The organism is Sphingobium sp. 22B (assembly GCF_001580035.1).
In the GTDB taxonomy this organism is placed as follows: domain Bacteria; phylum Pseudomonadota; class Alphaproteobacteria; order Sphingomonadales; family Sphingomonadaceae; genus Sphingobium; species Sphingobium fuliginis.
Genome location: NZ_LTAB01000021.1, coordinates 21,247 through 42,304 on the forward strand (window position 1 = coordinate 21,247; position 21,058 = coordinate 42,304).

Genomic DNA, 21,058 nt, shown 5'->3' on the forward strand with positions numbered 1-21,058 from the left:
TGCTCTAATTTCCCTCGATGAGCGAGAGCATCGAGGACCTTCCTGACGACGTCGAAGCGCTCCGAGCAGCCTTGCTGGCCGAGCGCCGAAAGGTCGCCGTAGCGCAGGCGGGTGCCGCCATCGCGCAGGCCCAACTTGCCGATGCCCAGGCAATCATCGAAGACCTCAAGCTGCGCATTGCCAAAGCCCGTCAGGCGCAGTGGGGGCAGTCCTCCGAACGCCAGAAGCACCTGATCGACCAGATGGAACTGCAACTCGAGGATCTAGTCGCCTCCGCGACTGAGGATGAGGTCGCCGCCGAGACTGCAGTCAGCAAGGCCGCCGTTCTTGGCGTGCCTGTCGAGCGCTTCACGCGCAAGAAGCCCGCTCGCGCACCGCTGCCCGATCATCTGCCTCGCCGCCGGGTCGTTGTCCCGGCACCCCAGGCCTGCACCTGCTGTCAAGGCACCAGGCTCAGGAAGATCGGCGAGAGCGTCACCGAGACACGCGAGGTCGTCCCCCGCCAGTGGATCGTCGTGCAGACCGTGCGCGAGAAGTTCGTGTGCGAGGACTGCGATACGATCTCCCAGCCCCCGGCGCCATTCCACCCGATCAGCCGGGCATCGGAGGGACCGAATCTGCTGGCCATGGTGCTGTTCAACAAGTTCGGCCTTCATCAACCGCTAAACCGGCAAAGCGAGACTTATGCCGCCGAAGGCATCAATCTGAATGTCTCCACGCTGGCGGATTATGTCGGGCGTGCCGTCAGCCTGCTGCGTCCCGTCATCGCTCTCGTCGAGGACCAGGCGCTGGGCGGCGAGCGGGTCCATCACGACGACACCCACGTGCCGGTGCTGGCTGCGGGCAAGACCATAACCGGCCGGTTCTGGGGCGCTGTCAGGGATGATCGCCCCTTTGGCGGGACCGAACCGCCGGCAGTGGCCTACTGGTATTCCCGCAATCGCAGCGGCGTGCATCCACAGCGGCAGCTCGAGAACTTCACCGGCATTCTGCAAGCCGATGCCTATGGGGGATACGATGCTCTGTACGCCCCGGGGCGCAAGGCAGGACCAATCTACGAAGCTGCCTGCTGGGCGCACGCAAGGCGACCTTTCTACAAGGCGGCGCGGACCGATGGTTCAGCGCTGGCTCGCGGCATCGTCACGCGCATGGACGCCATCTTCGCGCTGGAGCGTGAGTTCTGGGGTAAAGTACCCGCAGAGCGTTTGGCCTGCCGCCAGGAACACGTGGCTCCCTTGGTAGCCGATCTGGGACAGCATCTACGCGCCCAGTATGCCCGGCTGTCACCCAAGGGCGACCTCGCCAAGGCCATCAACTACATGCTCTCGCGGTGGCAAAGCTTTGCCCGCTTTGTCGATGATGGCCGCATCTGCATGACCAACAATGCCGCAGAGCGGCGCGTGCGCACCATCGCAGTCGGACGGCGGAATTGGACCTTCTGTGGATCGGATCGCGGGGGTGAGCGCGCCGCCGCCGTCTACACGCTGATCCAGACATGCAGGCTCAATGAAGTCGATCCGCATGCGTGGCTCGCATACGTCATCGCGGCGATCTCCGATCATCACCAGACCCGCTTGCACGAGCTTCTTCCGTGGAACTGGAAAGCCCGTCAGGCCAATCTTCAGCCCGACGCCCAGGCAGCCTAGTCAGCTATCAGCAAGTCTCAGGCCAACCTGAAGGGTCTTCGCCGAACGCATACCAAAGACGCGCGCCCATCATCGTCAGGGCCGCACCCGCGCTTGCGCTCAGAAACAGCAGCGCGGCCAGCGCAAATTCAGTCATGGTCATGTCCGCTGCCGGGTTCTCCATGACCAGCCTGCGCAGCAGCCCGCCTTCAGGCCAGATGGAGATCGACAGGATCAGGCCCGCCAGCCTCAACCCGATCCTGGCCACCAGATGTTCATGCCAGTCCGACATTTTCCGTATTCTCCTTCCCGGAGAATGTTCAATTGCGCATTCCTGCATAGCTTATCGAGAGCGAGAACCGATCGTCCGCGTTGAAATTTCATAGGATTCGGGGGAGTTTTCCGGCATTCCTATGCGAATCCTATGCCGATCGCATAAAGTGCCACTGGAAATATAATGCGGCTTCGTGCGATGGGCGGCCCGGCAACAGCGAGTGACGGTACGGATGACGGATCGAGCGGGCGAGGGGGTGGGCCATAGCCATCCGCAGGGGAAGTTGTCGCTTCTGGCATTGGGTGCGCTGGGCGTGGTGTTCGGGGATATCGGCACCTCGCCGCTCTATGCCCTGAAGGAGAGCTTCGTCGGCCATCATCCGCTGGCGGTCGATCCTGCCCATATCCATGGCGTCTTGTCGCTGGTCTTCTGGACCATGACGCTCATCGTCACGGTCAAATATGTGTTCATCATCATGCGCGCCGACAATCATGGCGAAGGCGGCAGCATGGCGTTGCTCGCCCTGATCTCCCGCAAGCTTGGGGAGAGCCGATGGACGCCGACCATCGCCATATTGGGCGTTCTGGCGGCAGCGCTATTCTATGGCGACGCCATCATAACCCCCGCCGTATCCGTGCTCTCGGCCGTGGAAGGGCTGGAGACGGTGAATGACGGATTCGCGCCTTTCGTCCTTCCCATCGCCATCGTCATCCTGATCGGGCTGTTCCTGATCCAGAAACATGGCACCGCCCGGGTGGGCGCGCTGTTCGGGCCCATCATGGCGGTTTATTTCCTGGTGCTGGCGGCGCTCGGCATCCTCAACATCGTGCGCCATCCGGGGATTGTCGCCATCGTCAACCCCATGTGGGCCATCCATTTCTTCGCGCTCGATGCGAAGCTCGCCTTCCTGGCGCTGGGTTCGGTCGTACTGGCGGTGACGGGGGCGGAGGCGCTCTATGCCGATATGGGCCATTTCGGGCGCAAGGCGATCAGCATAGCCTGGCTTTACGCCGCCTTTCCCTGCCTGCTGCTCAATTATATGGGCCAGGGCGCTCTGCTGCTGGACCTGCCTGAGGCGGCGGAGAACCCCTTCTTCCTGCTCGCGCCGGAATGGGCGCGGCTGCCGCTGGTCATATTGGCCACGCTCGCCACGGTGATCGCCAGCCAGGCGGTGATTTCCGGCGCTTTTTCCGTGACGCAGCAGGCGGTGCAGCTCGGCTTCCTGCCGCGCCTCAAGATCGCGCATACCAGCGCTTCGGCGGCGGGGCAGATCTATGTGCCGCTGGTCAACTGGGCGCTGCTGTTCCTGGTCGTGCTGCTGGTGCTGGGCTTCCAGTCGTCGAGCAACCTGGCCGCCGCCTATGGGATTGCCGTCACCGGGACCATGGTCATCACCACCTGCATGATGGCGGTGCTGACCTTCAGCGTATGGCGCTGGAACAGGCTGCTCGCCGCTGGCGTGACGGGGCTGTTCCTCACTGTGGACGGCGCCTATTTCCTGTCCAACGCGACGAAGATTCCCGATGGCGGCTGGTTCCCGTTGCTGGTGGCGGCGGTGGTGTTCATCATCCTGACGACCTGGTCGACCGGGCGGAAGATCATGAACTTCTATCTGCTGGAAGGAGCGATGGAGGTCGAACTGTTCATCCAGTCCGTCTCCGGTTCCCTGAAGCGGGTGCCGGGCACGGCGATCTTCCTCAATTCCCGTGTGGAGGGCGTGCCGCCCGCGCTGCTGCACAATGTGAAGCATAACAAGATATTGCACGAGCGGGTGATCATCCTGACCGTGCGGACCGAGGGTGTGCCCCACCTGCCGCTCACCGGCCGTTCCGAAGTGACGGAACTGGGGGCAGGCTTCTACCGCGTGGTGCTGCGCCACGGCTTCATGGAGGAAGTCGACATTCCCGCCGCGATGAAAGCGGTCCAGGGCTGCGGCGGCCCCATCAATGTCAGCCAGACCAGCTACTTCCTCAGCCGCCAGACTTTGATCCCGTCGGAAAAGCCCGGCATGGCGATCTGGCGGGAAAAGCTGTTCGCCTGGATGATGCGCAATGCCGTGACGCCCATGGATTTCTTCAAGCTGCCGACGAACCGGGTGGTGGAACTGGGGTCGCAGGTCGAAATCTGATTCCCCTTCATTTTTCAACTTCACCCCGTCATTCCCGAAGGCGGGAACCCATCCCCCGGACGTGCCGCCAGGGGCTTCTTATGGAGGGTGGATTTCCGCTCCGTGGCGATGACGGTTAGAGGGAGGACGGGCTCAACCCCCATCCGCTTCCTTCAACCGGTAGCCGATCCCCAGTTCGTTCGCGATGATGCGCGGCCGCTGCGGGTCGTCCTCCAGCTTCTGCCGCAGGGTCCGCACCAGCACGCGCAGATATTCGACATGATGCGCATGCTCGTTGGGCCAGACCTGCGCCATGATCTGCTGATGGGTGATCACCCGCCCCGGATATTTCGCCAGTTGCGCCAGCACGCCATATTCCTTCGGCGTCAGATGCACTTCCTGTCCGCCCCTTGTCACGATCCGCGCCATCAGGTCGATCGCCACATCCCCTGCGCGGACCATCGAAACGCCGCCATCCTTGGTCATGCGGTTGCGCAGCGCCACGCGCACGCGGGCAAGCATCTCGTCGGTATCGAAGGGCTTGGTCAGATAATCGTCCGCGCCCAGGTCCAGTGCGGCGACCTTCTGCTCGGTCGCGTCGCGGGCCGATATGACGATCAGGCTGGCGTCCGAATCCCGTTTGATGAGCGGCACCAGCTCCAGCCCGTCGCGGTCGGGCAGGCCCAGGTCGAGCAGGCAGATGTCGGGTCGCTCCTCCCGCAACTTGTCCAGCGCCTCGCGCGCATTGGCGGCCTCCACCGTCGCATGGTCGGCGCGGGTCAGCGCCGCGTGGATCAGGCGACGGATTTGCGGTTCGTCATCGATGATCAGCACCTTGTGGCGACCGGATGAACGGGTGGTCATGACATGTCCTCGTCAGCAAGCGGAGACAGGATCGAGGCCTGCGGAAAGCGCAGGGTGAAGCAGGCGCCGGGCGGATCGGCCCGGTTGGCGGCCGATACGCCCAGCCCCATCGCCTCGGCAAAGCCCTTGACGATGGCAAGGCCAAGGCCGGTGCCATGCTTCGCCCGGTCCGACCCCTCCATGCGGGTGAAGGTGTCGAAGACGCGCGCCTCGCTCCCCGGCGGAATGCCCGGTCCCTGATCGATCACCGACAGGGTGATCGCGTCGGGCAGCCGCTGGCCCTGGATGGTCACGGGCGTATCCGGATCGGCATAGCGCCCCGCATTGTCGAGCAGGTTGATGAGGATATGGTGCAGCAGCGTCGGATCGACCCGCACCAGCGGAATATCGGGCAATATGTCGACCTTCACCTCATGCCGGCCAAGCGACTGGCGCGTATCGTGGACGGCGCCCGCCACCGCGTCAAACAGGTCCACGGGCTCCAGCTTCAGCGGCAGGGCGCCCGCCTCCACCCGCGCCATGTCCAGCAGATTGGCGACGAAGCGGGTCAGCCGCAACGCCTCCGCCTCCACCGTGTCGGCAAGGTCGCAGGGGTGCTGGCGCTTCAGTTCATGCGCGGCGGAGATGATGGTGGTGAGCGGCGTGCGCAGGTCGTGCCCGACCGAGGAGAGCAGGGCGGAACGCAGCCGGTCGCGCTCGCGGATCTGGCGGGCGTCGAGCATCTCCTCCTCCAGCGCCATGCGGTCGAAGGCGATGGACGCCTGGTCGAGCAGGCTCATGAGCAGCGGCAACTGGTCGGACCGCAACGGCTCCCCCGCATCCTCCCGCGCCAGTCCCAGCACGCCCAGCACGCCGCGCGTCGTGCGCAGCGGGTGGAACAGCCAGTCCGACGCCGTCAATGTGGAGGAACCGCGCCCTGCGGGCTGCTCATTGTCCATCGCCCATTGGGCGGCGGCCTTCTCTATCTGCTCCAGCCGGTCCTCCGGCGGCACGGCGGCGCGCAGTTGCGGACCGTCGGGCGATGGGAGGAGGAGGACGGTGCGCACGTCGAACATTCGCCCCACTTCGGCGCAGATGGCATGCATCAGCTCGTCCTGGCTCGCCGCCGCGGTCAGTTGCCGGGAAAATCCCGCCAGCGCCGCATTCTGCCGGGCGCTGCCATGGGCCAGGTCCGCCTGGGCGCGGACGCGGGCGGCGAACTGGCTGGTGACGATGGCGACGCCCAGCAGGACGAGGATGGAGATGACATTTTCCGGATTGCTGACGGTCAGCGTGCCGGTGGGCGGCAGGAAGAAGAAATTATAGGCGAGGCTGGAAAGCAGACCCGCGAACAGCCCGGCGCGCAGGCCGAAGCTGGCGGCGGCGAACATCACCGGCACCAGATAGAGCAGGGCGATATTGCCGAGCGCGATGGTCTGGACCAGCAGCCGCCCTATGGCGGTCATCAGCGCGATCATCGCCGTGGACCAGAGATAGTCGGCGGGCTTGCCCCATGGCCCCATGCGGGCCGTCCGGCGGGGCGGTGCGAACCGGTCGCCCGGCAGGACGTGGATGGCGACGTCTTCCATGGCGCGGACCAGACGGTCGACCACCGACCCGTGCCGCAGTTCGAACCACCAGCTTCGGCTCGCCTTGCCGATCACGATCTGGGTGGCGCGGGCGTCCGCCGCATATTGGCGCAGCCCCGCCACGACGCTGGGGGCGGGGATGGTCGCGGTCGTCCCGCCCAGGCGCGATGCGAGCGCCATGGTGTCGGCCAGATGGCCGCGCTCCTCCGCCGTGAAGGCCAGGCTGCGCTGCGTTTCGATATGCACGGCGGTCCAGGGCGCCTTCAGCGCGTCGGCCAGCCGCTTGGCGGCGCGGACCAGCCCCTGCGCGCTCGGCAGTTCGCCGATGGCGACGACGACCCGCTCGCCCGCCGCGAAGCTGCCCGCCAGCGCATGGGCGCGCACATAGTCCAGCATCTGCGCGTCCACCGCCTGCGCGGCGCGGCGCAACGCCATCTCGCGCAGCGCGGTCAGATTGGACTTGGAGAAGAAATGGTTGAGCGCCCGGCTGGCCTCCGCCGGGATATAGACCTTGCCCTCCTTCAACCGATCGATCAGCTCGTCGGGCGGAATGTCGACCACCTCGATCTCCGCCGTTTCGAGGATGGAATCCGGCACCGTCTCGCGCACCCGGACACGGGTGAAGGAGGCGACGACGTCGTTCAGGCTTTCGACATGCTGGATATTCACGGTCGAATAGACGTCGATCCCGGCGTCGAGCAGCTCCTCCACATCCTGATAGCGTTTCGGATGGCGGCTGCCCGGCGCATTGCTGTGGGCGAGTTCGTCCACCAGCACCAGCCCGGGGCGGCGGGCGAGGATCGCGTCCAGATCCATCTCGCCCAGGCCATGGCCCTGATGATCGACTGCGCGCCGGGGAATGACCTCGTGGCCGTGGAGCAGCGCCTCCGTCTCCCGCCGGCCATGGGTCTCGACCACGCCCACCGCCACGTCGACGCCGGCCTGCAGGCGCTGCATGCCGTCGATCAGCATCTCATAGGTCTTGCCGACGCCCGGCGCCGCGCCGAGGAATATCTTCAGACGCCCGCGGCCTTCCCGCGCCGCCTGACGCAGATAGGCTTCTGGATCGCGGCGTTCCGGTTCGCTCATCCCGCCTGATTAGCGCCGATGCCATCCAGCCGTCGATTGATTTCGAGGACATTGACCCGCGCTTCTCCCAAAAAGCCCAGAAGCGGTCGCTCGATGCTCCGGTCGACCAGCGCGCGAACCTGGCCCGGCTCCAGACCGCGCGCCTTCGCCACCCGCCCGACCTGAAAAAAGGCCGCATCGGGGCTGATATGGGGGTCCAGCCCCGATGCGGAGGTTGTCACCAGATCGGACGGAACGGGACGACCGGGTGAGTGCAGGGCCTGAATGTCGCGCGCGACGCGGTCGGCCAGCGCCTTGCTGGCGGGCCCCAGGTTGGAACCGGAGGAGGCGAGCCCGTCATAGCCCTTGCCCGCCGCCGACGGACGGGAATGGAAATAGCGGTCGCTGGCGAAATTCTGGCCGATCAGCGTGGAGCCCACCGGCCTGCCGCTCTGCCCGATCAGGCTGCCATTGGCCTGGAACGGGAAAAGCGCCTGTCCGATGCCGGTCAGCGCCAGCGGATAGGCGATGCCCAGCAGCAGCGCGAAGAGCAGCGTCATCGCGAGCGCGGGTCGGAGGGAGGTTTTAAGGTCGGTGAACATTCTGCTATCCTTTCCGCCGTCCGTCACGCCAGACCCAGTCCATTCACGGCAAGGTCGATCAGCTTGATGCCCGCGAACGGCGCGACCAGCCCGCCCAGCCCATAGATGGCGAGGTTCCGCGCCAGCAGAGGCCCGGCGCCGATGGGCCGGTAGGTCACGCCCCTCAGGGCAAGCGGCACCAGGCAGGGAATGATCAGCGCGTTGAAGATGATCGCGGACAGGATCGCGCTTTCCGGGCTGGCAAGGCCCATGATGTTCAGCACCCCCAGCCCCGGATAGAGCGCCACGAACATGGCGGGGATGATCGCGAAATATTTGGCGACGTCGTTGGCGACGGAAAAGGTGGTCAGCGCGCCCCGCGTCATCAGCAATTGCTTGCCCAGGCCCACCACCTCGATCAGCTTGGTCGGATCGCTGTCGAGGTCGACCATATTGCCCGCCTCCCGCGCGGCCTGTGTGCCGGTGTTCATGGCGACGCCGACATCCGCCTGCGCCAGCGCCGGGGCGTCATTGGTGCCGTCGCCGCACATCGCGACCAGCCGGCCGCCCTCCTGTTCCTTGCGGATCAGGGCCAGCTTGTCCTCCGGCGTGGCCTGGGCGAGGAAGTCGTCTACCCCCGCCTCCGCCGCGATGGAGGCGGCGGTAAGGGGATTGTCGCCGGTGATCATCACCGTGCGGATGCCCATCTGCCGCAGTTCCCCGAAGCGTTCGCGAATGCCCGCCTTGACGATGTCCTTGAGGAAGATCGCGCCAAGCAGCCTCCCATCCTTCGCCACTGCCAGAGGCGTGCCGCCCGCGCGGCCGATCTCGTCGGTGATGCGGCGCAGTTCCTGGGTTGCGGCTTCCCTGTCGAGGGCGGGATTGGCCCGCAGGATGCTGTCCACAGCCCCCTTGTGGATGGTCGAACCGCCCAGCGTCACGCCGGAAATGCGGGTCTGTGCCGTGAAGGGAACGACCACCGCGCCTTCGGGCAGCGCATCCGCGCTCTGCCCGAACTTCTCCCGCGCCAGCAGGACGATGGAGCGGCCCTCCGGCGTTTCGTCGGCCAGGCTGGCGAGCAGCGCCGCTTCCGCCAACTCGGCCGGGGACGTTCCGCCGACGGGGCGGAACTCGGTCGCCTGACGGTCGCCGACGGTGATGGTGCCGGTCTTGTCGAGCAGCAGCGTGTCTATGTCCCCCGCCGCTTCCACCGCTCTGCCCGATTTGGCCAGCACGTTGAAGCGCACCAGCCGGTTCATGCCCGCTATGCCGATGGCGGAGAGGAGGGCGGCGATGGTCGTGGGAATCAGCGTGATCAGCAAGGCGGYGAGGATCGCCACCGGCACGGCGCCCCCGGCATAGCTGGCAAAGCCCGGAATCGTGCCCACGGCGATCAGGAAGATGATGGTCAGGCCGACCAGCAGCAGCGTCAGCGCAATCTCATTGGGCGTCTTCTGCCGTTCGGCGCCCTCCACCAGCGCGATCATGCGGTCCAGAAAGCCCTGTCCCGGATTGACCGTCACCCGCACCCGAATCCGGTCGGAAATGACGCGCGTGCCCGCCGTCACCGCGCTGCGGTCGCCGCCCGCCTCCCGGATCACCGGCGCGGATTCGCCGGTAATGGCGGCCTCGTTGACCGAAGCGACGCCGGCGACCACCTCTCCGTCGGATGGGATGAGGTCGCCGGTTTCGACCAGCACGATATCGCCCATCCTGAGCGCGCTCGCCGGGACGGTCTCGACCGCGTCGCCCTTCAGCCGCCTGGCCGTCAGTTCCGCCTTGGTCGCGCGCAGCGAGGCGGCCTGCGCCTTGCCCCGCCCTTCGGCCAGCGCCTCGGCAAAGGTGCCGAACAGAACCGTCAGCCACAGCCAGGCCACCAGTTGCAGCTTGAAGCCAGGGGCAAGATGGTCCTGCCCCACGGCCAGCAACAGCGTCAGCAGCACCGCCACGGCGGCGGTCGTGAACATCACCGGGTTGCGGATCAGGTTCCTGGGGTTCAGCTTGCGGAAAGCGTCGCCCATCGCGGGCAGGATGAGGTCGGCGGTGAAGAGCGATCGGGTTTCGGACCGGGGCATGGGCTTGTGATCCTTAGAAGAGCTGGCCACGGACCATCGCGAGATGATCGGCCATGGGGCCAAGGGCAAGGCCGGGCAGGAAGGTGAGGCCGCCGACGATCAGCACGACGCCGACCAGCAGCCCGGTCCACAGCGGCCCCGTGGTGGGGAAGCTGCCCGCGGTTTCCGGCGTGTATTTCTTCGCCGCCAGTCCGCCGGCTATGGCCAGCATGGGTATGATGATGAAGAAGCGGCCGATCCACATCGCCACGCCCAGCAGGCCGTTGTAGAAGGGGGTGTTGGCGGTCAGTCCGGCAAAGGCCGATCCGTTGTTGGCGACCGCGCTGGTGAAGGCGTAGAGGATCTCGCTGAACCCGTGCGGTCCCTTGTTGAGCGGCCCGGCAAGGCCCGCCGGCAACACGCTCGCAATCGCGGTGAAGCCCAGTATCGCCATCGGCAGCACGGCGATGGCGAGGACGGCGAGCTTCACCTCCCGGCTCTCGATCTTCTTGCCGACATATTCCGGCGTGCGGCCGACCATCAGCCCCGCCACGAACACGGCGAGGATGGCGAACAGCAGGAAGCCGTATATGCCCGCGCCGACGCCGCCGACCACCACTTCCCCCAATTGCATGTTGAACAGGGGGACGAGGCCGCCGATGGCGGTGAAGCTGTCATGCATGGCGTTGACCGCGCCGCAGCTCGCCGCCGTGGTGATGACGGAGAAGAGGGCGGAGGCGGCGATGCCGAAACGCACCTCCTTCCCCTCCATGTTGCCGCCGGGAACGCCCAGATGATGGAGGACCGGATTGCCGGCCGCCTCCTGCCAACAGGTGATCGCGACGCCGGCAAGGAAAAGGACCATCATCGCGGCGAGAATGGCCCATCCCTGCCGCACATTGCCCACCGCCTTGCCGAAGCTGTGGGTGAGGCCGACGCCGATGGCGAAGATCGACAGCATCTGCACGAAATTGGTGAGCGCCGTCGGATTTTCGAACGGATGGGCGCTGTTCGCGTTGAAGAAGCCGCCGCCGTTGGTGCCCAGCATCTTGATCGCCTCCTGACCCGCGACCGGTCCCAGGGCGAGCGTCTGCTTCGCGCCTTCCAGCGTCGTGACCTCGACCGGTCCCGCCAGCGTCTGCGGCACGCCGCTCGCCATGTAGAAGATCGCGAGGAGGACGCAGAGCGGCAGCAGCAGATAGAGCGTCACCCGCACCATATCGGCCCAGAAATTGCCGATGGTCGCGCTGCTGCGCCGGGCAAATCCCCGGAACAGCGCAAAAGCGAGCGCAATGCCCGTCGCGGCGGACAGGAAATTATGGATGGTGAGCGCCAGCATCTGGCTGAGGTTCGACATGGTCGATTCCCCGGCATAGCTCTGCCAGTTGGTGTTCGAGGTGAAGCTGATCGCGCTGTTGAAGGCGAGATGCCCGCTTACCGCGCCCAGATGCTGCGGGTTGAGCGGCAGCACCGCCTGCATCCGCAGCAGCGCATAGGTGAGGAGCAGCAGCGCCGTGTTGAAGACCAGCATATGCACCGCATAGCGGCGCCAGCCCTGTTCCTCCCGCGGATCGATGCCGGAAAGGCGGTAGAAGCCGCGCTCCACGGGGCCGAGCAGGCCGTGAAGCGGCGTGCGGCGTCCCTCGTAAAGCGCGAACAGCCAGAGGCCGACCGGCTTCACGAGGATCAGCAACAGGCCGACAAAGGTCGCGATCAGCAGCCATCCCTGAAAGGTCATGGAACGCGCCTTCCTAAAAGCGTTCGGGCCGCGCCAGCACGGCGACCAGATAGAGGAGGAGGCCGATGGCGGTGAACGCGGCGAGCCAGAGGTCGATGGTCATGGCGCCCGCCCTCACGCCCGCCCGCACAGCGCGGCATAGCCGAGGCTGGCGGCGAGAAGAATCAGGATCAGGCCGATCCAGAGCATGTCTTGCATAAGGCAACTCCCGCAGCCGAAGCTGTCGCGCGGGGTGCGGGACGGGCCATCGTCTGCCGCCGCTCAATTAGGACAGGGCGGCGTTTGAAATCGAGAGAGGGGAAAAGGGCAGGGCATAGAAATTGCGTATGAAAATGGCGCGCAGCGCGGGTTCCGGCCATCATGGCGGCAGGACACGCCCGGCCGGGTCACGGATGGGCGAGGACGGCGCCGTCTTTGCAGATGAAGGGGAACGGGATCATATCCGGTTCGATTGGCGACGATGGCTGACAGTCGCGCCTGTCGCGCATAGACTGGGGCCGGTCACGGGCTGAACGGAATTTCGATGGTTTACACCGACATCGCCAACCGCACCTATAATCATAATTGGCGGCTGGACCCCATTGTCCGCAGCCTGCTGGACACGGATTTCTACAAGCTGCTGATGCTCCAGATGATCCGCCACCTCTACCCGGATGTGCAGGCGACCTTCAAGCTGATCAACCGCACGCAATCCGTGCGTCTGGCCGAGGTCATCGACGAGGGCGAATTGCGCGCGCAGCTCGACCATGCCCGGTCCGTGCGCTTCGGGAAGAAGGAACTGATCTGGCTGGCGGGCAACAGCTTTTATGGCGAGCGGCAGATGTTCAGCCCGGATTTCATCGCGTGGCTGGCCGATTTCCGCCTGCCCGACTATGACCTGCGCAAGGTCGACGGCCAATATGAACTGTGCTTCCACGGCCCCTGGACCCACAGCAGCATGTGGGAAATCCCGGCGCTGGCGATCATCAACGAATTGCGATCCCGCGCGGCGATGAAGGGACGGGGGCGGTTCGAACTGGACGTGCTCTACGCCCGCGCCAAGGCAAAGCTGTGGGAGAAGGTGGAGCGGCTGGCGAAACTGCCCGATCTCGTCATATCCGACTTCGGCACGCGGCGGCGGCACGGCTTCCTCTGGCAGCGCTGGTGCGTGGAGGCGCTGAAGGAACGGCTGGGCCGCCGGTTCATCGGATCGTCCAACGTGCTGCTGGCGATGGACGCCGATCTGGAGGCCATCGGCACCAACGCCCATGAGCTGCCGATGGTGCTGGCCGCCCTGGCCGAGGGGGATGAGGCGCTGGCCGCCGCCCCCTATCGCGTGCTGGAGGATTGGCGCAATCATTATGCCGGCAACCTGCTGGTCGTGCTGCCCGATGCCTTCGGCACGGCGGCGTTCCTGCGCCATGCGCCGGACTGGGTGGCGGACTGGACGGGTTTCCGCCCCGACAGCGCGCCGCCGATCGAGGGGGGCGAGCGGATCATCCGCTGGTGGCGGGAAAAGGGACGCGATCCGCGGTCGAAGCTGCTGATCTTCTCCGACGGCATGGATGTCGACAGCATCGAGGCGACCTACCGGCATTTTGCCGGGCGGGTGCGGATGAGCTTTGGCTGGGGCACCAACCTCACCAATGATTTCAGGGGTTGCGCGCCCTTTGCCACGACCGGGCTCGATCCGATCTCGCTGGTGTGCAAGGTGGTGGAGGCCAATGGCCGCCCGGCGGTCAAGCTGTCCGACAACCCCGCCAAGGCGACAGGCGAGCCGGAGGAGATCGCCCGATATTTGCAGGTTTTCGGGGGAGAGGGACGTCTGGAGAAGGAAGTGGAGGTCTAAGGGCGGCAGAGGCCAGACTGCCGCGATTGATCCTTTCCCCCTGCCCGGACGTTCCACGAAGACAGGAGCCATGACGACCCGATGACCGATACGCGCGCTCGCATCAACGCCATCGGGTGCGCCGTCCCCGCGCTGGACATGCATGCACCCTTCATTCGCTGGGCGACTGGCCAACTGGACGATCCGCGCGAGCGCCGGCTGTTCCAGCGCATGGCGGAGCGGTCCGGCATCGGGCATCGCTGGTGCGTGCTGCCGCCGACCGCCGAGGGCGGATCGCCGGTCGATCCCGGCGGCTTCTACGCGGGCGAAATGCCGCCGACCTCGCTGCGCATGCGCTGCTATGCCGATCATGCGCCCCGCCTGGCGATGGAGGCGATCGCGCGGTTGAGGGCGCAGGTGCCGCTCGACCGGATCAGCCATCTGGTGGTGGCGAGCTGCACCGGCTTCGTCGCCCCCGGCATCGACCAGATCATTGCCGAACGGCTGGGGCTGGAGGGGGTCGAGCGCACATTGGTCGGCTTCATGGGCTGCTATGCGGCGGTCGCGGCATTGCGGACGGCGCGGCACATCGTCCGGTCGGAACCCGATGCGCGGGTGCTGGTGGTGACGGTCGAACTGTCTTCCCTGCATTTCCAGCCGGAACGGCAGATCGAGCGGCTGCTGATGATGCTCCAGTTCGCGGACGGCGCGGCCGCCGCTCTGGTGACGGGGGAGGGCGCCGGCGTCGCGATCGACCGGCCCTTCTCGCTCAACCTCGCGGATTCGGCGGAACTGATCCGCTGGGACATAGGGGATAGCGGCTTCGTCATGCACCTGTCCGGAGAGGTGCCGGGGCGCATCCAGACGGCGCTGGGCGATCCCTCGGTGCGCCGCCGCCTGTGGGGAAGCGACGATATGGCCAGGATAGACCGATGGGCGGTGCACGCAGGCGGCCGGTCGATCCTGGACGCGGTGGAGCAGGGACTGGACCTTGGCCGCGATGCCCTGGCGCCGTCGCGGAGCGTGCTGGCGCGGTTCGGCAACATGTCCTCCTCCACCCTGATGTTCATCCTGCACGACATGCTGGCGGACGCGGGGCGGGGGGTGGCGCTGGCCTTCGGACCCGGACTGGCGGCCGAAGGATTCCGTTTCGAAGGGCTGGCATGACGGCGCGCCTGCCCGCTCTGGTCGTCGGTGGCGGACCGGCGGGCGCGGCGGCGGCGATCGCCCTGGCGCAGGCGGGGGCGCAGGTGCATCTCCTCGACCGCCGGAGCGGCCCGCATGATGGCGTGTGCGGCGGCTTCCTCGGCTGGGATGCGCTGGCGGCACTGGGCGATCTGGGTGTCGACGCGGTCGCGCTGGGCGCGCGGCCGATCCGGCGGTTGCGGCTGGTGGCGGACGGCCGGCATCTGGAACTGCCGCTGCCCCATGTTGCGGCGGGGCTGTCGCGGCGGACGCTGGACGAAGCGCTGATCGCGCGCGCGGCGCGGGCGGGAGCCGTCGTCCAACGGGGCCGGGCGGTGCGCGCCGCCGACCCCGCAGCGCGTTCGATCCGGTTCGACGATGGCGGGCAGTTGGCCGGCGACGCGCTGTTCCTGGCGACGGGCAAGCATGAATTGCGCGGGCTGGCGCGCGATCTCACCGGCCGGCGGGAACCGCCCTGCGTCGGGTTCCGCGCGACCCTGCCCGGCAGCGCGGACCTGACGGGCGTGATCGAGATGCACCTGTTCGACGGCGGCTATGCCGGCCTGCTGTTGCAGGAGGACGGCACCGCCAATCTCTGCCTTTCCGTTGCGCGGGACCGGCTGTCGGATGGCGTGCCCGCGCTGATGCAGGCGATCATGGCGGAGGCGCCCCATCTGGCCCGCCGCATGGCTGGAAAAATGCCGCCTTCTTTTGAGGCGATTGCCGGCGTGCCCTATGGCTGGTGCGCAGCGGCGAGCGTTCCGGGACTCTTCCGCATCGGGGATCAGGGCGCGGTGATCGCTTCCCTGGCCGGCGACGGCATCGCCATCGCGCTCCACAGCGGGACCAGCGCCGCGCAGGCCTATCTGCGGGGCGGAGCGCAGGCGGCGATGGGCTGGCAGGACCAGTGGCGCCGCCGCAGCCGGCGGCCGCTGGCGATTGCCGAAGCCTTGCGCCACGGGGCGGCGGGACCATGGGGACGCGGGCTGCTGATGCGGCTGCTGGGCCTGATGCCGGGGCTGGGCGTTCAGGCCGCGCTGCTCACCCGCATATCCGCTCCACGCACAGGCGGAAGGAAAAGCGCCGCACGATCCGCACATCGTCCAGGCTGATGCCCGCCTGGGGCAACAGCTCCGCCCAGTCGCCGGGGCGGAAGGACCGGGCAATGGACAGCCGGCCATCCTCCCGCACGATGCGGTGGACGCGCAGCAGGCGGGCGAGCAGCGGAAAGCCCCAATGGGCAAATCCATGCCGGTGCAGGTCGCAGATCAGCCACCCCATCCGCGCCTCCGCCTCCATATGGCGCAGGAAGGTCATCAGTTGCGCATCCGTCATATGGTGCGTCACCTGGCTGGAGATGATGAAGTCGAACTGCTCCGGCTGGTCCAGATAGTCGCCGGCCCGATAGTCGATGGCAAGTTCGGGCGGAGTCGCGTGGCGGGCCGCGGCAAGGCTCTTTTCATTGAGGTCGACGCCGATCAGCTCGGCCTCTATCCCGCGCTTCCGGGCCCAGCGGGCGACCGCGCGCAGGACGTCGCCGTCTCCGAAACCGACATCGAGCAGGCGGAAATGCCGGGCCGGACCGACCGCGCGGTTGAGGAAGGCGATGGTGGGCCAGGCAGTGAAGGTCCAGCGGTTCACGCGGGCGAGGTCGTGCAGCACCCGCTCATAGACGGCGGGGTCCAGGTCCGGCGCGTCCATCTGCTCTTCCTGCCGCGAACGGATCGAAAGGTCGGCCATATGCCCTCTCTTCTTCTCCGGCATCATAGCATATCTTCATGGGCATGGAGGTGCATGCCATGGGATATTTCACCGCGCTCCTGATCATGGCGGCGGCGGCCTCGCCGCCGTCCGTCGAGGGCCGTTGGCTGACCGAGGACCGGAAGGGCGTGGTGCAGATCGCGCCGTGCGGCGGGCAGATGTGCGGTCGGATCGCGCAAGTGCTGGACAAGGGACCGGGCGTGCCGGCGACCGATGTCAACAATCCCGACCCCAAGTTGCGCGGGCAGCCGATATTGGGCCTGCTCACCCTTTGGGGTTTCCGCCGCGACGGCGCGATCTGGAAGGGCGGCCGCGCCTATGACCCGAAATCGGGGCGAAGCTACCGCGCGACATTGGGATTGAACGCGGACGGATCGCTCAGGCTGACGGGATGCGTGCTGTTCCTGTGCCAGTCGCAGCGCTGGACCCGGCTGCGCTAGAGCACGCTGCGCTAAATCGGACGCAGGTTGCCATGGGCTGAATCCCCTCACACCCCAGGACCGGCGCTGTCCTTCTCCCACAGGAAGATGCCGTAGCGCATCGCGCCGGTGCGCAGCGCCAGGATCAGGCGCGGCAGGCTGAGGATGAAGTCGCGGTTCCGGGTCCGGGGACTGAGCGCAAGGCGCCGCAGGGCCGGGTCGCGGATCATGGCCACCGCCAGCCGGCGCAGGCAGATCGTCCAGGTGCGGCGGACGCGGACGCTGGCATCCTCATGGTCGCGCAGCGCGAACCCCGCTTGGGCGGCCAGCGCCTCATAATCCGCCCGGCTGCCCATGCCGGGAAGCCGCCCCTCCCGGCAAATGGGTCGCAGCAGGTGGCGGACTTCCCATGGCCGCGCGCCTTCGCCCTCCAGCCAGGCGCAGACGACCAGCCGCCCGCCGGGCCGCAGCACCCGTGCCGCCTCCGTGAAGAAGCGGGCCTTGTCGACCATATGTTCGGAACTTTCGATCGCATAGGCGCCGTCGAAACCCGCATCGGGCAGATCATTGTGCAGCCAGTCGCGGCGCAGGCAGGTGAAGCGGGACAGCGCACGCGCGCCTGCCACCTTCTCCTGCGCGGAGGAGAGGGTAAGGCCCGTGACATGGACGTCGTGCCGGGCGACGATCCGGGCGGCGGTGGCGCCATAGCCGCATCCTATGTCGCACAGCCTCTGTCCCGGTTCCGGCGCAAGCCGCGCCTCCACCTCCTCGACGAGCGCTTCGGCCGCTTCGGCGGGGCTCTCGCTCCCCGTCCGCCAATAGCCATGATGCACATGCTCGCCCCAGATCCGCCGGTAGGCGAGGTCCAGTTCGTCATAATGAATGGCGACGCCCGCCGCGGTAGAGGGCATATCCGGCACGATCATGCCGCCTATATCCCTTGCCCGGCGGGCAGGCGCAACGAATTTTCAGGGCAGGGCCCCCGCCTTCATCCCGCCGCCGCGAGCAGCCTGGCGCTGAGCGCCGGCCATTCGGTCATGTCCCAACCCTCCGGCGTTTCGCGGGTCATGATCTGGTCCGCGCCGAAGCAGTTGGAAAGGTCTATGTCCTCCGCCTTCACGAAGCTGCGGTCGGAAAGCGAATAGAAGGGCCGCACCACCGGCAGCGTCAGGTCGTCGGCATTCTGCTCGACCACGATCGCCAGCCGGTGCGAGCGCAGGCGGACCAGCGATCCGATGGGATAGATGCCGACCGCGCGCTGGAACGCCTGGAAGATTTCGGGGTCGTAGAGCGTCTGCGCCTCGTCCAGCATCAGCAGCGCGCGGGATGGGTCCTCGCCATGACGGTGGATGCGGTTGGACGTCATCGCGTCATAGGTGTCGCAGATCGCCGCCATGCGGGCGAACCGTCCGATTTCATCGCCCTTCAGCCCATGGGGATAGCCGCTGCCGTCCAACCGCTCATGGTGATGGAGGCAGACGTCCAGCACGGCGTCCGGCATTTCGCCGCCCAGCGCCAGGAATTCATGCGCCAGCGTGGTGTGGCTCTTCACGACCTCCCATTCCTCTGGCGTCAGCGGACTGTCCTTGTCCCAGGTTTCCTGCGGCACATGGCCCATGCCGACGTCCATCAGCAATCCGGCAAGCCCGGCCTGCTGCACCTCTTCCGGAGAGAGGCGGAGCTGCTGCGCCAGGCTGATCATCAGCGCGCAGACCGACAGGGCGTGCAGATAGAGATATTCGCTGGTGTTCTTGAGCCGCGTCACCGCCATGAAGGCGTGGGGATTGCGCTGGATGGAGCTGGAGATCTCATCGATCATCGTTTCCAGCCTGTTGAGCTTGATCGCATTGCCCAGTCGGGAATCGTCGAAGATCTTCTGCATCGCGCGCACCGACTTGCGGGCGAGGCGGTTGGCATGAACCATCTCCGCCTTGGCCGGCAGCCTGTCCTTCGACAGCGGGTCGAACGGACGGCTGACGGGCGGCGGCGCTCCGCGCCGGGCTATGGTGGCGCCCGCGCGGCCGAACGGACGGTCACGCTGGTCGGCAGCCGGCGCGCGGGGCGGGGCAGGCGCTTCGCTGGGCTTCAGGTCAGCGCCGCGAGAGGTGTCGATCTGCACCCATTCGACCTTGCTCGCCTTCAACGTTTCCAGTTGTTCGGCATCCTCCAGCAGCATTCTGCTCTTCCAGAAGGGGTGGGCGAACCACGACCCTTCCATCTTGTGGAGGAACATGCCCAATTCGACATGCTCGGTACGAATTCTCTTCAACATGATGATGCGCGGCCCCGACTTGAAAGTCCCTCCTGTCCGATCCGAAGCGCGTTCCCGTCCCTGCCGGACTCCTCCCCCGGAGCATGTCGCGCTTCCATCGGACAATATGGACTTTTAGAGCATCGTGCGGAAAAGCCTGTCCTGAGCCCTGTCGAAGGACGGGAACCGGTTTTCTGCCTAAAACGATGCGACAACAGAAACTTGAAGCGCGCGGCCTGTGCCCGATACAAGGCAACACGCTCCAGCGCGGCATTTCGCTCCCAAAGCCTTGCGGAAAGGTTAAATTCCCTATTGCCAGCCGAGGCCGAGCGCCTTTTGCAGGGCGATATAGTCGGCCGTCATCGCCGCCGTTCCCTGGGTCAGCGCCTGAGCCGCCGACAGGCTCTGCCGCTCCGCGTCGAGAAGCTGGATGCGGGTGGCCGTTCCCGCCTCGAAACGCTGGCGCATCAGCGCGGCGGCGCGCTCAGCCGAGGCCTTCGACCGGGCGGCGCTGGCGACGCTCAGGCGCCGCGCGCCAAAGCGGGAAAGCGCGTCCTCGCCGTCGCGCAGGGCATTGAGCACCGCCTGCCGATATTGCGCGGCCGCCTCGTCCCGGACGCCTTCGGCCTGTCCGACCCGGGCGGCGTTGCGGCCGAAATCGAGGAAGCTCCAGCTCAGGCGCGGCATGGCGATCGCCGCCAGCGTGTCGAGGTCGACCAGATCGCCCGGATCGGTGCCGCCGATGCCGATCAGGCCCATGAAGCTGAGGCTGGGAAAACGCGCGGCCTCCGCCACGCCGATCCTGGCGGTGGCGGCGGCGAACTGGCGCTCCGCCGCCCTGATGTCGGGACGGCGCCTGAGCAGCGCGGCGGGATCGCCGACCGCGACCTGCGCGGGAGGCAGCGGCACGGGCGCGGGCGCGGCCAGCATGGCGTCGAGCGCGCCGGGCGCTTCCCCGGCCAGGGTGGCCAGCGCGTTCAGATAAGCGTCGCGCTCCGCACTCAGCGGCAGCAGCGCGGCGTCGCTCTGCTCCAGCTGGTTGCGCTGCTGTTCCACCTCCAGCGCGGAGGCGGTTCCCCCGGCGTGGCGCTGTTCCGTCAGGCGCAGCATCTCGCGCTGCCGGGCCGTGGCCTGCTGCGCCAGCGCGATACGCTGCTGCCGGTCGCGCAGATTGACATAGGCCTGGGCGATTTCGGCGGTCAGGCTGACCTGAGCGTCCGCGACATTGGCCTGCGCCGCCTCGACCTGGGCCCGTGCCGCCTCCACTCCCCGCCGCCGGCCACCCCACAGATCGACCTCCCAGCTCGCGTCGAAGCCCAGATTGTAGAAATTGAGCGACTGGCTGTCGCCCCCCTCGGAACTGTCCTCCTCCGAATTGCCGAGGTCGACGCCGGGCACGGTGGCATGGACGTAAAGAGCGGAGGCGTTGACATTGGGAAGGGCATTGGCGCGCTCCGTCCGCAACGAGGCGCGGGCCTGCCGCACCCTTGCCTCCGCCACGGCCACGCCGGGACTGGCGGCCAGCGCGCGGCTTTCCAGCGCGTCCAGCACCGGGTCGCCCAGCGCCGTCCACCAGGCCGCGGCAGCAGGCGCCTGCGGGCCGGCGTCGGCGGGCGCCCTGACGAACTGCGCCGCCGGGCTGACCGGCCTGGCCGCTTCCGGCCCTTGATAATCCGGCCCGGCGGTGCAGGCGGCGAGCGCCAGCAGCGGGAGGATGGCCGGAGGAAGGACGGTCTGGGGGAAACGCATGGAACCA

The 21,058-nt window shown here is 67.0% G+C and carries 17 protein-coding genes; 6 read left to right on the forward strand and 11 right to left on the reverse strand.

Features of this window, described 5'->3' with window-relative positions:
• Positions 1-17: 17 nt before the first annotated feature.
• A complete protein-coding gene (locus tag A0J57_RS17675; RefSeq protein ID WP_061938126.1) occupies positions 18-1,646 on the forward strand; it encodes an IS66 family transposase in 1,629 nt (542 codons plus the stop codon).
• Between the two features lie 7 nt (positions 1,647-1,653).
• Here the strand turns inward: A0J57_RS17675 and A0J57_RS17680 are convergent, their stop codons facing one another.
• The gene (locus A0J57_RS17680; protein WP_061938129.1) at positions 1,654-1,917 is read right to left on the reverse strand and encodes a hypothetical protein; all 264 of its coding nucleotides are present in this window, start codon (positions 1,915-1,917) and stop codon (positions 1,654-1,656) included.
• 214 nt (positions 1,918-2,131) lie between these two features.
• Here A0J57_RS17680 and A0J57_RS17685 point away from each other — a divergent pair, with 214 nt between their 5' ends.
• Positions 2,132-4,027 carry a potassium transporter Kup gene (locus A0J57_RS17685; RefSeq protein ID WP_061938132.1) on the forward strand — a complete coding sequence of 632 codons (1,896 nt, stop codon included), beginning with the start codon at positions 2,132-2,134 and terminating at the stop codon, positions 4,025-4,027.
• Positions 4,028-4,159: 132 nt separating this feature from the next.
• On the opposite strand, the gene A0J57_RS17690 is transcribed toward A0J57_RS17685, so the two are convergent.
• Genes A0J57_RS17690 through A0J57_RS17715 form a run of 6 tightly spaced genes read right to left on the reverse strand, consistent with a single transcriptional unit; the run spans position 4,160 to position 11,982 of the window.
• The gene (locus A0J57_RS17690; RefSeq protein ID WP_025549818.1) at positions 4,160-4,870 is read right to left on the reverse strand and encodes a response regulator; all 711 of its coding nucleotides are present in this window, start codon (positions 4,868-4,870) and stop codon (positions 4,160-4,162) included.
• The gene (locus tag A0J57_RS17695; RefSeq protein WP_061938135.1) at positions 4,867-7,527 is read right to left on the reverse strand and encodes a sensor histidine kinase KdpD; all 2,661 of its coding nucleotides are present in this window, start codon (positions 7,525-7,527) and stop codon (positions 4,867-4,869) included. The genes A0J57_RS17690 and A0J57_RS17695 overlap by 4 nt, the downstream gene beginning before the upstream one ends.
• Entirely contained in the window at positions 7,524-8,108 is a 585-nt protein-coding gene (gene kdpC / locus A0J57_RS17700) for a potassium-transporting ATPase subunit KdpC (RefSeq protein ID WP_061938137.1), read from the reverse strand. Before kdpC ends, A0J57_RS17695 begins: the two co-directional genes overlap by 4 nt.
• A 23-nt stretch (positions 8,109-8,131) precedes the next feature.
• Positions 8,132-10,162 carry a potassium-transporting ATPase subunit KdpB gene (gene kdpB, locus A0J57_RS17705; RefSeq protein WP_062017303.1) on the reverse strand — a complete coding sequence of 677 codons (2,031 nt, stop codon included), beginning with the start codon at positions 10,160-10,162 and terminating at the stop codon, positions 8,132-8,134.
• Positions 10,163-10,175: 13 nt separating this feature from the next.
• Positions 10,176-11,879 carry a potassium-transporting ATPase subunit KdpA gene (kdpA, locus tag A0J57_RS17710; protein ID WP_061938143.1) on the reverse strand — a complete coding sequence of 568 codons (1,704 nt, stop codon included), beginning with the start codon at positions 11,877-11,879 and terminating at the stop codon, positions 10,176-10,178.
• A 13-nt stretch (positions 11,880-11,892) separates the two neighbouring features.
• Entirely contained in the window at positions 11,893-11,982 is a 90-nt protein-coding gene (locus A0J57_RS17715; protein WP_037483019.1) for a potassium-transporting ATPase subunit F, read from the reverse strand.
• A 420-nt stretch (positions 11,983-12,402) separates the two neighbouring features.
• Between A0J57_RS17715 and pncB the strand changes: the two genes are divergently transcribed.
• From pncB to A0J57_RS17730, 3 genes are all read left to right on the forward strand, one after another.
• Positions 12,403-13,707, forward strand: a complete 1,305-nt coding sequence (gene pncB / locus A0J57_RS17720; RefSeq protein ID WP_061938146.1) for a nicotinate phosphoribosyltransferase — start codon at positions 12,403-12,405, stop codon at positions 13,705-13,707.
• An 81-nt stretch (positions 13,708-13,788) separates the two neighbouring features.
• A complete protein-coding gene (locus A0J57_RS17725) occupies positions 13,789-14,853 on the forward strand; it encodes a type III polyketide synthase (protein ID WP_061938149.1) in 1,065 nt (354 codons plus the stop codon).
• Positions 14,850-15,983, forward strand: coding sequence for an NAD(P)/FAD-dependent oxidoreductase (locus A0J57_RS17730; RefSeq protein WP_061938152.1), 1,134 nt, complete (start codon positions 14,850-14,852; stop codon positions 15,981-15,983). Before A0J57_RS17725 ends, A0J57_RS17730 begins: the two co-directional genes overlap by 4 nt.
• On the opposite strand, the gene A0J57_RS17735 is transcribed toward A0J57_RS17730, so the two are convergent.
• Entirely contained in the window at positions 15,913-16,611 is a 699-nt protein-coding gene (locus A0J57_RS17735; RefSeq protein WP_025549814.1) for a methyltransferase domain-containing protein, read from the reverse strand. The genes A0J57_RS17730 and A0J57_RS17735 overlap by 71 nt on opposite strands.
• Positions 16,612-16,670: 59 nt before the next feature.
• Between A0J57_RS17735 and A0J57_RS17740 the strand changes: the two genes are divergently transcribed.
• On the forward strand, positions 16,671-17,072 hold the full coding sequence (locus tag A0J57_RS17740; RefSeq protein ID WP_044662863.1) for a DUF2147 domain-containing protein: 402 nt from the start codon (positions 16,671-16,673) through the stop codon (positions 17,070-17,072).
• 47 nt (positions 17,073-17,119) lie between these two features.
• Here the strand turns inward: A0J57_RS17740 and A0J57_RS17745 are convergent, their stop codons facing one another.
• From A0J57_RS17745 to A0J57_RS17755, 3 genes are all read right to left on the reverse strand, one after another.
• Positions 17,120-17,977 carry a class I SAM-dependent methyltransferase gene (locus A0J57_RS17745; protein WP_061938154.1) on the reverse strand — a complete coding sequence of 286 codons (858 nt, stop codon included), beginning with the start codon at positions 17,975-17,977 and terminating at the stop codon, positions 17,120-17,122.
• Positions 17,978-18,039: 62 nt separating this feature from the next.
• Positions 18,040-19,323, reverse strand: a complete 1,284-nt coding sequence (locus tag A0J57_RS17750; RefSeq protein ID WP_025549811.1) for an HD-GYP domain-containing protein — start codon at positions 19,321-19,323, stop codon at positions 18,040-18,042.
• Between the two features lie 288 nt (positions 19,324-19,611).
• Positions 19,612-21,051, reverse strand: coding sequence for an efflux transporter outer membrane subunit (locus A0J57_RS17755; protein ID WP_061938164.1), 1,440 nt, complete (start codon positions 21,049-21,051; stop codon positions 19,612-19,614).
• Positions 21,052-21,058 lie beyond the last annotated feature (7 nt).

Excerpts from the sequence above, each read along its gene's own strand:
- A0J57_RS17685 (WP_061938132.1), top strand. The coding sequence starts at position 2,132 with ATGACGGATCGAGCGGGCGAGGGGGTGGGCCATAGCCATCCGCAGGGG.
- A0J57_RS17695 (WP_061938135.1), bottom strand. The coding sequence starts at position 7,527 with ATGAGCGAACCGGAACGCCGCGATCCAGAAGCCTATCTGCGTCAGGCG.
- A0J57_RS17750 (WP_025549811.1), bottom strand. The coding sequence starts at position 19,323 with ATGTTGAAGAGAATTCGTACCGAGCATGTCGAATTGGGCATGTTCCTC.
- A0J57_RS17735 (WP_025549814.1), bottom strand. The coding sequence starts at position 16,611 with ATGGCCGACCTTTCGATCCGTTCGCGGCAGGAAGAGCAGATGGACGCG.
- kdpC (WP_061938137.1), bottom strand. The coding sequence starts at position 8,108 with ATGTTCACCGACCTTAAAACCTCCCTCCGACCCGCGCTCGCGATGACG.
- A0J57_RS17730 (WP_061938152.1), top strand. The coding sequence starts at position 14,850 with ATGACGGCGCGCCTGCCCGCTCTGGTCGTCGGTGGCGGACCGGCGGGC.
- A0J57_RS17725 (WP_061938149.1), top strand. The coding sequence starts at position 13,789 with ATGACCGATACGCGCGCTCGCATCAACGCCATCGGGTGCGCCGTCCCC.
- A0J57_RS17675 (WP_061938126.1), top strand. The coding sequence starts at position 18 with ATGAGCGAGAGCATCGAGGACCTTCCTGACGACGTCGAAGCGCTCCGA.
- A0J57_RS17680 (WP_061938129.1), bottom strand. The coding sequence starts at position 1,917 with ATGTCGGACTGGCATGAACATCTGGTGGCCAGGATCGGGTTGAGGCTG.
- A0J57_RS17745 (WP_061938154.1), bottom strand. The coding sequence starts at position 17,977 with ATGATCGTGCCGGATATGCCCTCTACCGCGGCGGGCGTCGCCATTCAT.
- A0J57_RS17715 (WP_037483019.1), bottom strand. The coding sequence starts at position 11,982 with ATGACCATCGACCTCTGGCTCGCCGCGTTCACCGCCATCGGCCTCCTC.
- pncB (WP_061938146.1), top strand. The coding sequence starts at position 12,403 with ATGGTTTACACCGACATCGCCAACCGCACCTATAATCATAATTGGCGG.
- A0J57_RS17740 (WP_044662863.1), top strand. The coding sequence starts at position 16,671 with ATGGGATATTTCACCGCGCTCCTGATCATGGCGGCGGCGGCCTCGCCG.
- kdpA (WP_061938143.1), bottom strand. The coding sequence starts at position 11,879 with ATGACCTTTCAGGGATGGCTGCTGATCGCGACCTTTGTCGGCCTGTTG.
- A0J57_RS17755 (WP_061938164.1), bottom strand. The coding sequence starts at position 21,051 with ATGCGTTTCCCCCAGACCGTCCTTCCTCCGGCCATCCTCCCGCTGCTG.
- A0J57_RS17690 (WP_025549818.1), bottom strand. The coding sequence starts at position 4,870 with ATGACCACCCGTTCATCCGGTCGCCACAAGGTGCTGATCATCGATGAC.